Annotated in this window: 8 protein-coding genes; 1 reads left to right on the forward strand and 7 read right to left on the reverse strand. The window is 68.1% G+C overall.

Going from position 1 to position 13,769, the window contains the following annotated elements; translation table 11 throughout:
* Positions 1-43 precede the first annotated feature (43 nt).
* Together BM150_RS22180 and BM150_RS22185 are read right to left on the reverse strand one after the other, a co-directional pair.
* Positions 44-592, reverse strand: coding sequence for a helix-turn-helix domain-containing protein (locus BM150_RS22180; protein WP_092929693.1), 549 nt, complete (start codon positions 590-592; stop codon positions 44-46).
* Positions 593-1,612: 1,020 nt separating this feature from the next.
* Positions 1,613-2,992, reverse strand: a complete 1,380-nt coding sequence (locus BM150_RS22185) for an FAD-binding oxidoreductase (RefSeq protein ID WP_092929695.1) — start codon at positions 2,990-2,992, stop codon at positions 1,613-1,615.
* A gap of 170 nt (positions 2,993-3,162) precedes the next feature.
* Between BM150_RS22185 and BM150_RS22190 the strand changes: the two genes are divergently transcribed.
* Complete coding sequence (locus BM150_RS22190; RefSeq protein ID WP_175496976.1) at positions 3,163-3,513, forward strand: VOC family protein; 351 nt, start codon at positions 3,163-3,165, stop codon at positions 3,511-3,513.
* Between the two features lie 6 nt (positions 3,514-3,519).
* Here BM150_RS22190 and BM150_RS22195 read toward each other — a convergent pair whose 3' ends face one another.
* The 5 genes from BM150_RS22195 to BM150_RS22215 form a co-directional block, all read right to left on the reverse strand.
* Positions 3,520-4,272, reverse strand: coding sequence for a thioesterase II family protein (locus BM150_RS22195; protein WP_092929699.1), 753 nt, complete (start codon positions 4,270-4,272; stop codon positions 3,520-3,522).
* Positions 4,273-4,278: 6 nt separating this feature from the next.
* Complete coding sequence (locus tag BM150_RS22200; RefSeq protein WP_092929701.1) at positions 4,279-5,406, reverse strand: Gfo/Idh/MocA family oxidoreductase; 1,128 nt, start codon at positions 5,404-5,406, stop codon at positions 4,279-4,281.
* Complete coding sequence (locus BM150_RS22205) at positions 5,403-6,533, reverse strand: saccharopine dehydrogenase NADP-binding domain-containing protein (protein ID WP_092929703.1); 1,131 nt, start codon at positions 6,531-6,533, stop codon at positions 5,403-5,405. The genes BM150_RS22200 and BM150_RS22205 overlap by 4 nt, the downstream gene beginning before the upstream one ends.
* Entirely contained in the window at positions 6,530-11,926 is a 5,397-nt protein-coding gene (locus BM150_RS22210; protein WP_092929705.1) for a non-ribosomal peptide synthetase, read from the reverse strand. Before BM150_RS22210 ends, BM150_RS22205 begins: the two co-directional genes overlap by 4 nt.
* A partial coding sequence (locus BM150_RS22215) for an amino acid adenylation domain-containing protein (RefSeq protein ID WP_139219624.1) occupies positions 11,923-13,769 on the reverse strand: 1,847 nt, incomplete at its 5' end. The genes BM150_RS22210 and BM150_RS22215, both read right to left, overlap by 4 nt.

The raw sequence follows: 13,769 nt of genomic DNA on the forward strand, positions 1-13,769 counted from the left end.
GGTTCCGCCGAGCGGGTGCGGAGAACCGAGCCAGCGGAGCCCGCTAGGAGCTCACCTGAACGCGGTGGACCGGGCTCTCGGGAGTACTCCGGGCCTCCGAAGCCGCCCACCCCAGGATGTAGCCGCGCCCCCACACGGTTCGCAGTTCGAGGCTGAGCCTGGCGATTCGCTTGCGCAGCCGCAGAATGTGTAGATCCAACGCGTTGTTGGAGAATCCGACCCGGATGTCGGCCAGCGCTTCCTGCAGCTCCCCGCGACGAACCACGCGGCGGAAGTCGGCGAGGAAGCAGTGCATCATCGCCACCTGGGCGTTCGACATCGGCACCGACTCGCCGTCGTAGTAGAGCACCCCGGCGGGGTCCAGCACGGGAACGGTGTCGGCCGTGCGCTGCCGCAGCACCGAGACCCGCGCCTCGATGTCGCAACGCGGGATCGGCTGCCGGACCCAGTCCTCCGTGGGAGCGATGTCGGTCGGCGGGTTGACGCCTCCCTCCACTATCAGCAGGGCGGGAACTCCCGCCTCACGTAATCGGGTGCGCTCATGGCTCTGCGCCGGCCAGCGCAGGAACACGACTTCCGGACGAGTGCTCATCGCCGAATCAGCGGCGCGTTCCCGCACTTTCTCGAGGGGTCGAGCGGCACTTGACGAGGAATACTGTAGGCAGTGGCACGGGGTGTCTCGGTGTTCGACATGTCGCTCCCGCATCTACGTCGCCCTCACGTGCGTTCGTCGCACGTGCTCGATATTCGACGGGTGAAAGTATGGAAAGCTTGTCCGGCGGCTTTCTCGACCGTCGGATATAAAGGAATTCGCCGGTCGGGGTCGTTCCCCGGGGCGCGAGAATTGGTTATCCGGTTCGGTCGGGCTCGGCCGTCTTCGTTGGCGCTCACCCCAGTTCTGCGTCGTGCTCCGGGAATTCCCGGAAATATGGCCGGTTTCGTTTCGTATTTCCGGTGTTTTTCGGGTGGAAATCGCCCGAGGAAAGCTTGTTTCGCGGATGTTTTCCCGATTTTACCGCGCGTTTCCCCCTGCCCCCGTTTTGGCGCGCGAATAAATGTGCGATCCGTGAGTGGTTCGGGTCGGTCTTCTTGCTTGCTGTTCCAGTCGGACTATTGTTCGGTAGTATTGTCGGTTTTGCTAGGATTGTCAACCGCGGGAGTCGGATTTCATCTTTTCGGCGTATACACGCCGACGCGTCCGCTGCTCCGTTCGGAACCTTGATCGGAAAAGATTCCAGCGCGTCTGGAGGTTCCGTTCGTGCCGGTGTATTCCGTTCCCTCGTGCGGAGTTCGGGAATGATCATTCCGATCTCGGGATCGCACGCGGGATTCCGCCGCGGCCGTGCCCCCGACCCGGTCGCCCCTCCGGCTCCCGGATCGTCGGCCTCGGGGCGGAACTCGGGAGTGGTGCCCGTCCCAGAGCCCGCCCCGCCCGGTGAGCCATCGGTCGAGCCGGACTCCAGGTCGTCTCGTAGGGCACGTCGAGCAGTGGCCACACCCGCACCACGTGCCCCGTCGTACCGGCACGGCCACCGACTCGGCGCCCCGGAACGCCTCGGTCCACATCGGCCCGATACCCGAGCCGACGCGGCGTCCCGGAAGTACTCGTTCCTCAGGCCTTCGGCTTGATGTTGACGTTCGTGTGGAAGAAATTGTCCGGGTCGTAAACCGACTTCAGCTCCGCGAGGCGCTTGTAGTTGTCGCCGTAGGCTTCGCCGACCCGTTCGGCGGCGTCCACGCCGAGATGATTGGCGTAGACGCCCTCGGTCGTGTGGGGCAGCAAATCGGCGTAGATCCGCTCCGTCCACTCGATGGCTTCCTCGTCCTGGGAAGGGTCGGTCCACGAGGGCAGGATGCTCGTCAGGTAGCCGTCCCGGTGGGGGAACGGCGTCGCGTCCGACGCCGTTCGCAGCATCGCCCCGCCCATCTGGGCGCCGCCGACCAGGCTGCGCTGCGAGGGTGTGTTGAGGAAGCCGTCCGCCAGGATCTGCATCGCCTCCCCGTTCAGCGACGGCAGGAGGAACGAGCGCGGGTAGTAGCGGTGCCCAGCGATGGTGTTGTCGTCCAGCAACTGTTGCACTGCCACGTAGGGCATGGTGCCGCAGTGGTCGAGCACCAGGTTCGTTCCCAGGCCGCGCATCTGGTCGACCAGCTTCTCGGTGTTCTCGTCCGGCGCCGCGTGGCAGAAGCCCAAGCCGACGGCCGGTTCGCCGTTGGGGGCGACCAGGAAGGCGAACGAGGTGGTCAGCGCATCGGGGGCGGACTGGTTGAACTCGTCGATGCGACGGGTCACCTCCACCGTCTGGTCGATCGGGAAACCCAGGATCCCGGCCACGCACTGACCCTGCGGGTGAAGCTCGAACTCGAAGCTGGTCGCGACGCCGAAGTTGCCGCCGCCACCGCGGATCGCCCAGAACAGGTCCGCGTCGTCCTGTGGGCTGGCCCGCACCATTTCCCCGTTGGCGAGCACGACGTCGGCCGAGATCATGTTGTCGACCAGCAGACCCCGGTAACGGGCCAGCCAGCCCAGACCACCTCCGAGCGTCACGCCTCCGATGCCGATGTAGGACTCCTGCGAACCGGTGACGGCCAAGCCGAAGCTCTGTGTCTCCGCGTCGACGTCACCCTGCAGCAGCCCCGGCTGGACCACCATGCGACGACGCCACGGATCGACCCGGATGCCGCGCAGGTTCGAGGTGTCCAGCACCAGTCCCCCCTCGACAGTGCCGGTGCCGGCGAAGCAGTGCCCGCCGCCTTTGACGGCCAGCTCGATCTCGTTCTCGCGAGCGAACTTCACGACCTTGGTGACGTCCGACGCTCCGTCCACCCGCGCGATGGCGCCGGGGCTCTTCTGGAAGAACCCGTTCCAGATCTGCCTGCGCGCGTCGTAGTCGGGATCGGTGGGGGTGATCAATTCACCCCGGATCGAGTCGCGCAGCTCCTCCAGCACGGTGTTCTTGACGGCAGTTCCGGCTGCGTTGACGAGTACCACGTCAATCCTCCTCAGGCGGATGTGAACAACGCCGGGAGCGCGGCGGATCGGTTGCGTTCCCGCGTCTGTCGGCGTGAATGTAGCCCGGTGCGGCCGGGTGGGGTGCTTCGATGAAAGAGTGCCAACAGGCCTGCGCACCAGCCCGAACTCATCCCGGATAGCCTGTCGTCATGGCTGTACGTCGTGTGATGTCCGTCCTGACGGTGAGCGATCTCGACGCCGCCGTCGACGCCTATGCGCGGACTACCGGTATGGAAGTCGTGATGAATCACGGATGGATCGCCATCCTGGCCTCGCCGGAGCATCCTTCGGCTCAAATAGGACTGATAACAAAGGACCGAACAGGTCCGTCCAATATGGATGCCTCGGTCGAGGTCGAGGATGTCGATGCCGCTTGCACGGCGGCGGAACAGGCGGGAATGGAGATCATCTACGAACTCCACGACGAGGACTGGGGAGTTCGCAGATTCTTCCTCCGGGACCGCGACGGCAACGTGATCAATGTGCTCGCCCACCGCTGAGCGCTCTCACGTCCGCCTGTTCCCGATTCGTGCGGTGAGCCAGTCGACGACGGCGCGCTCGCTCTCCTCACGCAGATAGAAATGGCCGCCCGTGAAGCTCTCCACCGCGAACGGGCCGCTCGTCGCCGCCCGCCACGCTTCGGCGTCCTCGCGGTCGACCTCGGGGTCGCGGTCGCTGAAGCACGCGGTCAACGGTATGTCCAGGTCGGCGCTGACCCGGGCGCGGTAGGTCTCGATCAACCGGTAGTCGGCCCTGATCATGGGCAGCGCCATGGCCTTGATCTCGGGCATGGCAAGCAGACTGGCGTTCGTACCGCCCATGTCGCGGACGTCGGCCCAAAGCCGCTCGTCGTCCAGGTACTTGTCGTCGGACCGCTGGCGTGCCGGACCGGGCCGGGCCGAGACGACCAGGTGTTCCGGCCGTGGGCGGTCCCGCGCCGTGAGCAGGCGGGTCACCTCGTGAGCCACCGAGGCTCCCATGCTGTGCCCGAAGAACCAGATCGGCTTGTCCACGAGCGGATCGAGCGCTTCGGTCAGCCCCGCCACGAGCTCGTCCATGTCGACGCACGGCTTCTCGTTGATCCGGTCCTCCCGCCCCGGGTACTGCACGATCACCGGCTCCACGTGCTCCGGCAGGGCACCGGCCACCGACCGGTAGAAACTGGCCGAGCCACCGGCGTGCGGAAAGAACAGCAGCCGCAGGGGGGCGTTCGGACGGGGGAAGAACGTCCGAAGCCACGCGTCGCGGATCATCGTCATAGCGCCTTACCTCCGTAGGTGTTCGCCGAATTCCTCCGCGCTGATCAGTTCCGGCGGGTTCGGGGGGTGGTGCAGACGCACTGGACCGCAGGCCTCGGCGACCGACATGGCCATCCGGGTGAGGGTGATGTGCCGTTGTACGTGCGCGTCCGAGGAGGCGTTGTCGACGATCGCTTGCCTGAGTGCGGTCATCGCGCGAGCTGTGGCCTGCGGCCACAGCGTGCCCAGCACCTCGTGGTACGACGCGCCGACCGAGGGGCCTATGGGCTGCACGCTCGGTGTTCGCAGGTGCTCCGCCGTGGCGTCGGAGAACCGCACCAGGTCCTTCATCTCGGCGGGCATGTGGGGGCGCATGCTCCACTGCACCGGTCCGTGGGTGTCGAACAGCGTCAGGTTGCCCCCCTCGTAGCCGATGCTGATCCGGTGCAGCAGGTGGCTGTAGTTGTCCGGTTCGGAGGGAACGAGCTCGTTCTGCAGCCGCAGGGTCAGCGGAACCCCCCCGAAACGTCCGCTCACGCCGCGGTACGGCGCTGTCGCACCGTTGGCCGGTTCCTCGGTCGCCCCGTGGACGCCGAGGGGCCTGATCGAGCCGAGCGCCTCGCCGAGCAGGTCGAAGACCGTGTAGAGGACTTGGAAGGCGCAGGTGACGTCGACGAAGAGGGGACGCTGGCGTTCGCCGAGCTCGCGGGCGCATGCCAGGAAACGCCGCACCGGCTCCACGTGGGGGTAGTGGGTGTTCATCCGGAACACCACCTGTCGCTCGCGGGCCGTTCGCAGGCACGAGGCCAGTTCGTCGGGGTGCAGTGGGTGCTCCTGCAGCACGTGCAGCCCCCGCGACATGAGCTCCCGCGAGAGCTGGGGTCCCCGCCCACCGTTCATCGCGCCACCCACCACCACGCAGGCCATGTCGACGTCCTCGGGCACCTGACCGGGTTCGGTCCACAGCGGCACGTCGTAGTGCTCGGCGCAGGCCTTGCTGCGCTCGCTCCCGTTGGCGATGATCCCGGCCAGCTCGAAGGGGAAGTCGGGCCGCTCGAAGGCGGCCAGGTAAGCCCGGCCGAAGCCGGTCCCGGCCACCACCACCCTCGGCGGCCGGGTCTCGGAAATGCCGGTCTCGGAACCCTCGGGGGTCATAACTGTCCCTCCTCGGTGGCGCGGGTTCCGAGGACCGGCCGCTCGTGGACCTCGAGGGTCGTCACCGCCGGGCTCGCCCGCAGGGCGTCGAACACGGCGGAGGAGTCGAGAGCCGTGGCCGCGAAGTGGATTCCGGGACCGATCCGCTCGTCCAACACGCCGAGCGCGGCCAGCGCGCTCGCCAGTCCGGTGAGGGCGTAGGTGTCGTGAGCGCGCAGCACCAGGCAGCGTGTCGCGGGTTCGCCCAGGTGGTCGCCGGTGACCTCGAACAGCATGATCTGGAAGGGGCTCTTGCCGAACAGGTCCAGCGCGGCCGCCCGCGTCAGTTCGTCGGCCGCCCCGGTCAGATCCGACTCACCGCGTATGGCGCCCTGGAGCCTGCTCAGGCAGGTCATCATGTGCGCCCCGCCCTCGAAGACGTTGAACCAGTCCACATCGGACAGCTTTAGTTCCCGGGCGATCTCCTCGGACTCGAAACTCAGGTACGGATACGCGTCGAGCCTGCGTCCGGCGTACGGAAGCTCGATGTCGGTGCGCGGCTCCAGCGCGCGTTCCACCCGGACACCGTTCCGGATGGCGGCCTGGGACTCGCCGTACGAACCGCCCAGGCTGAGCAGGTAGTCCGCCGCTCCCGCCGGAGTCAACCGGTCCATCGTCCCGACGTAAGCGGTGAGCGCTCGCGGATCGGACATCGGGCGCGCCAGGTGCCGGGGCAGCAGGCCGGTGAGCCCCGGCTGCATCCCCGCCGTGAGCACCGCGGTGCCGGTGAACGACCCCGGCCGACGCAGGGCGTCGCAGACCGGCTCGTCCCCGCCCGGATCCACGTAGTCGGCACCGGCCGCCATCGCGGCCCAAGCCACCCGGTCCAGCACCTGGTACGACGGTCCGGCGCAGTTGAGGACCAGCCGAGCGCCTCGACAGAAGTCGGCGAGCGATCGGCCGTCCCGCAGATCGACCCGCTGAGACTCGCCCCCGATGCCGAGTTCGTCGAGCAGCGCATCGGCCCGCGCCTCGTCACGCCCTCCGACCCTCGCCGTCACGTCGGGTCTACGCTCGGCGATCGCCTCCAGCGCGGCGGCCCCGACGGCCCCGTAGCCGCCGAGCACCGCGATATCGACGTCTGTCACCGCTCCTCCTCCGGGAGATCGATGTGATCACTGGTGAGTCGCTCGGTGCAGTTGAAGTGGCTGCCGGAGACCAGCTCCACGTCGAGACGCCCGACGCAGATGCTCTCCCAGTAGGCCCGCATGTCGGTGGCCATCGTCGGCCAGACGGGCGTTTCCTCGCTGTGCACCAGGAGGCGGACGTCACCGGTGTAGACGTCCGGTGTGTACGAGGCCGCGGCGTTGAACAGCGCCAGTGTGCCGCGCAGCGCGGCGCCGATGTCCTCGGCCGGCCACCCGAGGTGATCGGCGATCGCCTCGACCCGGTCGTCGCGTGTCCGCGAATCGAGATCGGCCGCCACCTCGGCCACCGCCCGCAGCTCCGCGTCCCGATGGTCGACGAGTCCCGCCATCGCGCCGGGCGGAATGTCGCCCGCGGGCACCAGCTCCCCCAGGACACGGCCCAACCCGGCCTCGTCCGGGTAGCCGAGTTTGGCGGGGTCGGTGCCGGTCCCCAGGAGGAACATCGCCTCGTAGACCGTCTCGTCGCGGATCACGGCAGGCAGCGGATAACTGCTCACCAGCGTCAGCCCGCAGACCGGGATGCCCAGTTCGGTCAGCTGTTGAGCCGTCGTGAGCGCCAGCAGACCGCCGCCCCGCACCCCGACGAGGTGGAACGGCCCGGGGCTGAGCGTGCGGATCTGCCGCACCACCTCGTGGGCCAGGTCCTCGATGGCCAGCTGCTCCCCGGCGGCGAGCATGGGGACCTGCACGACGGGATCGCGCTCGCCCAGCTCCGCTCCTATTCGGACGGCGTCCTCCCCGAATCCGTCGTTGAACAGCACGTGCACCGGGTTGCCGATCGCCTCGGCGGCCCCGGTGAGGGCGTAGTCCGACCCCGCGTTCGTCTCGGTCTTGTCCGCTTGCTCGTCGTCGAGGAACATCGCGACCTCCTGTACTGACGCTCCGTTGAGCAGCTCTCTGAGCAGCTCGTCGAAGAGGACTGCGGTGGCCTCGGGAACGTTCTCGCGAAGTTGGGTGACCACCTGCGCGGCCAGCAGCGAGTCGCCCCCGAGGGAGTAGAAGTTCGTGTCGAGGCTGACGTCGTTCTTGCCCAGCACCTCGGCGTAGATGCGGGCGGTGGTTCGTTTGAGCTCGCTGGCTTCCTGCTCCTCGTCCTCCCGGGACTGATCGGAATCGGGATCCCGCTCCTCGGCCCACTCCGCGAGCGTGGCCCGGTCGATCTTGTAGTTGTCCGTCAGCGGCAGCGAGTCGAGCACGTGGAAGCGGGAGGGAATCATCTCCGCCGGAAGCCGCGTACCGAGCCGCTGCGCCAGCTCCTCGGTGTCGATCGCCACGCGGTCCCGCTTGAACCGTGCGGCGAAGACGTGCATGCCGATGTCGGCCAGTTCGTCGGACTCGTCCGGCAGGCAGTACACGATGTCCGCATCCGCCTCGGTGAGGAGCTCGTGCCACTGCCCGTGGGCGATGAAGGTCTGGTCCCGGCCTTGCCGCACGTCCCGGAAGTCGCCCGCGGTGGCGTCGAACAGGAACTCCATCGAGGTCAGAACCTGATAGTTGTCGCGCGTGGTCTCGATGAACACCAGCCACCCGCCGGGGGCCAGCGCCTCTCGCATTCGCCGCAGTGCCTCGCGGGCGTCCTTGGCGTAATGCATGACGTTGCCGCACAGGATCACGTCGATCGAGTTGGGGCGCACCCCCTGATCGCGGAACGGCTCGTTGAAGTCGAACAGCGCGTAGTCGACCCAGGGGTAATCGCCGAACCGGTCGGCGGCCTTGTTGAGGAAGAACCGTGAGACGTCGGTGAACGAGTAGCGCACGTTCTCGCCGTCCAGCGCGGGTATGGTGTCCGCGCTGGTGCCGCCGACCCCGGCCCCGACCTCCAGGACCCGCAGCGGTGCGCGTCCGTCGTTGCCGCGGGCGACACCTCGCACCGTGCTGGTGGCCAGGCGGTTGAGGTAGCGCGAGAGGAACCCCTCCATGTAGGCCGCTTCCTGGATGCTCAGGTCCCCTTCCGGGAAGAGCAGTCGCAGCGGGTCCCGCTCGTCACGCACGAGTTCGGGCAAGTGCTCGGAGGCGGTCCTGAAGTACTCCACCAGCTCGGGGCGGTCGTGGGCCTCGGGCATCAGCCGGTCCACTTCCGCCCAGGCCCGCGCCACGTCGTCGGGCTCGATCAGTCGTGGACACTCGTAGCCGTCGTCGTGCGCGAGCAGGTAGCCGTTCTCGACGCAGACGGTCAGCCAGCGTCGCACCAGACGTTCGTGCTTCGGGGCGACACGGGCGGTGCGCATGATCTCCGTCGTGGTGTGCCGTGCTTCGGTCGTGGGCCACAGCCCCGATCGGCGCAGCACGTCGATCATGCGGCGGAGAGCCGCGTCGTCGAGCACGGCGGCGAACTCGACCACCCTGGAAACGTCCACGTCCCGCCGGATCTCGTCGCCCGCCGCGATCACTTCCTCGACGATGTCGGCGTCGGCGGACCGGTCCCGGTCGTCGGTGCTCGCGGTCTCGACGAACGCGACCAGCCTGCGATCGTTGCGCTCGCCCCGCGTCGTGACGGCGACGGACTCGACCTCGGGGTCGGCGGCCAGCGCGGACTCGACTTCGGCCAGTTCCACCCGGTGGCCGCGGATCTTGACCTGGCGGTCGTCACGACCGATGAACTCGATGTTGCCGTCCGGCAGGTACCGGCCCACGTCGCCGGTGCGGTAGGCCCGCTCGCCCGAGGGCAACCGGATGAAGGACGACGCGGTCTTGTCCGGGTCGCCGAGGTATCCCTCGGCCAGGCCCGCACCGGCGATGTACAGATCGCCGATGACGAGATCGGGGCGTGCCCGCAGCTCGCCGTCGAGCACGTGGAAGCGCTGGTTCTCCAGCGGTGTGCCGTAGGGAATGCTGGGCCACGTGGGATCGACCCGCTCTATCGGGTGGACGATCGACCAGATCGCGGCCTCGGTGGCACCGCCGAGGCCGGCCAGCTCGATCGACGGGATGCGCGCCCGGATCGCGTCGGGCAGGGACAACGGAATCCAGTCGCCCGACATCATTCCGAGCCGCACGCTGCCGCAGTCGGCGTCCGCCCCGCGGAGGTACTCCTCCAGCAGCGTCATCTGGGCGGGCACGGTGTTGAGCACGGTCACCCCGTGCTCGCGGATGAGCTCCGCCCAGTGGGAGGGATCCGCGTGTCCGGACGGTTCCGGCAGGACCAGGGTTCCGCCGCGGCCCAGCACACCGAAGATGTCGAACACCGACAGATCGAAGGCCAGACTGGACAACCCGAGCACGACGTCGCCCGAGGTGACGGCGAAGCGGCGGCACACGTCGTCCAGCGTGTTGACGGCGGCCTGGTGGCTGATCTCGACTCCCTTCGGGGAGCCGGTGGAGCCGGACGTGAAGATGACGTAGGCGGAGTCCGTCGGTGAGACCCGCGGCCGTGCCGGTGGTTCGGTGGCCTCTTCCAGGACGTCGACGTCGATGCGGCGGCACCCCTTCGGCGCGGCGGCCGTGCTCTCCGAGTGGCTGAGAACCACCTCGATCCCCGCACCGCTCAGGATCTGATGCCGCCGGCTCTCCGGCTGGCCGGCCTCGACCGGCACGTACGTCCCACCGAACAGCAGGACTCCGACGGCGGCGGCTACCTGGTGCGCGCCCTTGTCCATGACGATGCCGATGCGGTCGCCCCGCTCCCGGCCCGCCGAGCGGAGCGCGTTCGCCACCGCCGCTGCCCGTGCCAACAGCTCCCGGTAGCTGATGCTCGCCCCGTCGTCCACGACCGCCACCTCGTCGGGACCGTCCAGCGCCCGGTCGACGAGGGAATCGACCAGCGTCTCCCCGCTCAGCGGCCGTCCGGTGTCGTTGACCTCGGCCCTGCGTGCGAGCTGAGCGGCGGGTAGCTCCACCGGGTCGCCGAACCAGGAGGACTCGTCGTCGGCGAGTCGGTGCAGGAGGGCCTCGAAAGTCGCGAACATGTCGTCCAGCACCGCTGGGGGAATCACGTTGTCGCGCGAGTCCCAGTTGATCCGAAGCGCACCTCCCGCTTCCATCGCCTGGCAGTCGAGCCAGACCTGCGGGGTCTGGCTGATGCCGTTCTCGATCGGTGTGCGCATCGGACCGTTCGGTTCCTCGGTGTCGGACAGCCCGATGGCGCTGGTGAACACCACGGGCATCAGACCGCCCTGCTGCCCGCGTCTGCGGCTCAGCTCGCGCAGCACCTCCACCCCGGAGAAGAGGCGGTGGTCCAGGTCCTCGAAGAGTTGCTCGTTGAGTGCCTTGGCGCGGTCCACGAAGTCGTCGGCCGCGGTGGTGTCGACGGCGAGCAGATCCACGGAGGTGAAGTCACCCACGAGACTGGTGACGTCCGGGTGCAGTGGCAGCCTGCTCAGCACCGTGATGTCGAGCGTGAATCGCGGATGACGGCTCCACCGGCCGAGCACCTCCGCGTAGGCGGCCATGACCACGTTGGACGCGGAAAGGTTGTGGTTTCCGGCGCGTCGTTTCAGGCTCGCCCAGGTGTCCGCGTCCAGCCGAAGCTCCCGTCGGGTGAACCGGCTCGGGCCGTACCGGCTGGGTTCGGAGACCAACGGCAGCTCCGGGGCAGCCGGAAGGGTGTCGAGGCGTTCCAGCCAGTACTCGCGGTCGCGCTCGTAGGCGGGGCCCTGCCGCACTTGCCGCTCGGCCCGCAAGTAGTCGCGGAAGCTGATGCTCGGAGTCGGCGGCTTCGCGTCGGGATCCTCGTAGAACGCGCCGAACTCGTCGAGCAGCTGGTAGATGCTGACGTAGTCGGCTATCAGAAAGTCGATGGAGAAGTGCAGCACGGCGCGGTCGGCGAGCTCGGTGACCGCGATGCTGTACAGCGGGCACTCGGTGACCTCCTTCGACTCGTGTGAGAGCCGGTTCCGGGTCTCGGCGACCCGTGCCTCGCCCTCGGCCGACGCGAGCTCGCGCGCATCGGTCCAGTCGATCGTCGGCTCCGGTGGTTCCGGGAGGACGCGCTGGAACCCGTCGTAGTCGAGGACGGTGCGCAGCATGTCGTGCCGGTCGACGACGTTGGACCAGGCCCGCTGGAGTCGGTCGCGGTCGAGTGCGTCGAACATCAGCTCGCCGTAGGCGTGGCACGGCACCGAGCCGTACTCGAAAACACCGCGCCTGCCGAGCAGGTAAGCGGACTGCACGTCGGTCAGCGGGAACGGCTCGAAGCGTTCCTCTGGTCGCGAGTCGACCACCCGGGTGTCGCGTTCGCGCAGCGCGTGGATCACCTCGTCGCGCTTGTTGGCGATCAGGTCGCGACGCTCCGGCGTCATCACCCCTTCCGGGCCGCGGAAGCGGACCTTTCCGTCGTCTTCCCACAGGTGGAGGCCGGCTCGTTCCAGCTCGGCGATGATGTCGCTAGCGGTCACAGGACACCTTCTTCCAGTCGCACGGGAGCGTCGTGGTCGTCGGTCACCAGGATCAGCTCGTCGACGAGACCGGCGACCTGGCTGAGCGTGGGATGGTCGAACAGTTGGCGTAGCGTGAGCTCCACGTCGAAACGTCGGAGCAGGCGTTGTGCGACGCGGGTCGCTGTCAGGCTGTCGCCGCCGAGCTCGAAGAATCCCGCGTCGCGCGATACTTCGGTGACCCCCAGCAGCTCCTGCCAGATCTCGGCCACGGCCCGTTCCGTCCCGGTTCTCGGGGGCACCGGCTCCCGGCGTGGGGTCTCGGTGATCGCGGGCGATGCGCGGACCAGGGCGGCCCGGTCGATCTTGCCGTTGGCGTTGAGCGGCATCGCTTCCAGCACTTGGACGTGTTCCGGGACCATGTAGTCGGGGACGGTTCCGGCCAGCTCGGCGCGCACCTTCTCCGCGTCGGAGTCCGTACCCGCCACGGCCGCGGCGATGCGCTTGGCGGCTCCGGACTCCTCGACCCACACCGCCGCGTGCGTGATGTCGGGCAGTTCTCGCAACCGCGTCTCGATTTCGCCGAGTTCGATGCGGTGGCCGCGGATTTTGACTTGGTGGTCGGTGCGGCCGAGGAATTCGAGGGTGCCGTCGGGGTGGTAGCGGCCTTGGTCGCCGGTGCGGTACCAGCGTTGGTTGTTGGTGGTGATGAAGGAGGTGTTGGTTTTGTGGGGGTCGTTGCGGTAGCCGTGGGCGAGGCCTGCGCCGCCGATCCAGAGTTCGCCGGGTACCCAGTCGGGGCAGTCGTGGCCGTGGGGGTTGACGACGCGGTAGTGCTGGCCGGGGAGGGGGTGGCCGTAGGGGATGGAGACCCAGGTGGGGTCGATGTGGGTGACGTCGTAGACGTTGGACCAGATGGCGGCTTCGGTGGCGCCGCCGAGGGCGGCGAGGTGGGCGTTGGGTGCGGTGGTGGTGAGGCGGTCTTTGAGGTCGAGGCCGATCCAGTCGCCGGAGGTCATGGCGAGGGTGAGGCTGGGGAGTTGGTGGGTGTCGGTGGTGGTCAGGAGCATGTCGAGCAGGGTGGGCACGGTGTTCCAGATGGTGATGTGGTGCTGCTGGATGAGGTGTGCCCAGTGGGTGGGTTCGCGGCGGGTGTTTTCGGTGATGGTGGTGATGTGTCCGCCGGCGGTGAGGAGGCCGAAGATGTCGTAGACGGAGAGGTCGAAGTCGAGGGCGGAGATGGCGAGGACGTGGTCGTGGGGGCCGATGGTGTAGCGGTGGTTGATGGCGTCGATGGTGTTGGCGGCGGCGGCGTGGGTGATTTCGACGCCTTTGGGGTCTCCGGTGGAGCCGGAGGTGTAGATGATGTAGGCGAGTTCGTGGGGTGAGGGTTGGGCTGGTTGTGGGAGGGGTTCGGCGTGGGTGGCGGTGGTGAGGTCGATGGGTTCGGTGGTGTGGGGCCAGTCGGGGTCGGGTGTGGTGGTGATGAGGGCGTGGTGGGCGTGTGCGGAGGTGAGGATGCGGTTGCGGCGGTGGGGTGGTTGGTCGATGCCGATGGGGACGTAGCAGGCGCCGGCGGCGAGGATGCCGAGGACGGCGGTGATTTGGTCGGGTCCTTTGGGGATGGAGACGGCGACGGGGTCGCCGTGGGCGATGCCGCGGCTGCGTAGGTGTCCGGCGATGGCCAGGGCTTGTTGGGTGAGTTGGTGGTAGGTGAGCGTGTGGTCGTGGCCGTGGACGGCGATGCGGTCGGGGTGGGTGTGTGCGTGGGTGAAGATCGGTGGGTGCAGTAGTCGTGGTGGGTTTCCGGGTCCGGTGTCGTTGACCCGGGCACGCACCTCCGCCTGCCCCACCGGCAACGGGA

This window comes from Actinopolyspora alba, from assembly GCF_900112765.1.
Lineage (GTDB): Bacteria > Actinomycetota > Actinomycetes > Mycobacteriales > Pseudonocardiaceae > Actinopolyspora > Actinopolyspora alba.

Bases quoted from the DNA above. Each gene is read 5' to 3' on its own strand.
- BM150_RS22180 (WP_092929693.1), bottom strand. From the start codon at position 592: ATGAGCACTCGTCCGGAAGTCGTGTTCCTGCGCTGGCCGGCGCAGAGC.
- BM150_RS22195 (WP_092929699.1), bottom strand. From the start codon at position 4,272: ATGACGATGATCCGCGACGCGTGGCTTCGGACGTTCTTCCCCCGTCCG.
- BM150_RS22200 (WP_092929701.1), bottom strand. From the start codon at position 5,406: ATGACCCCCGAGGGTTCCGAGACCGGCATTTCCGAGACCCGGCCGCCG.
- BM150_RS22190 (WP_175496976.1), top strand. From the start codon at position 3,163: ATGGCTGTACGTCGTGTGATGTCCGTCCTGACGGTGAGCGATCTCGAC.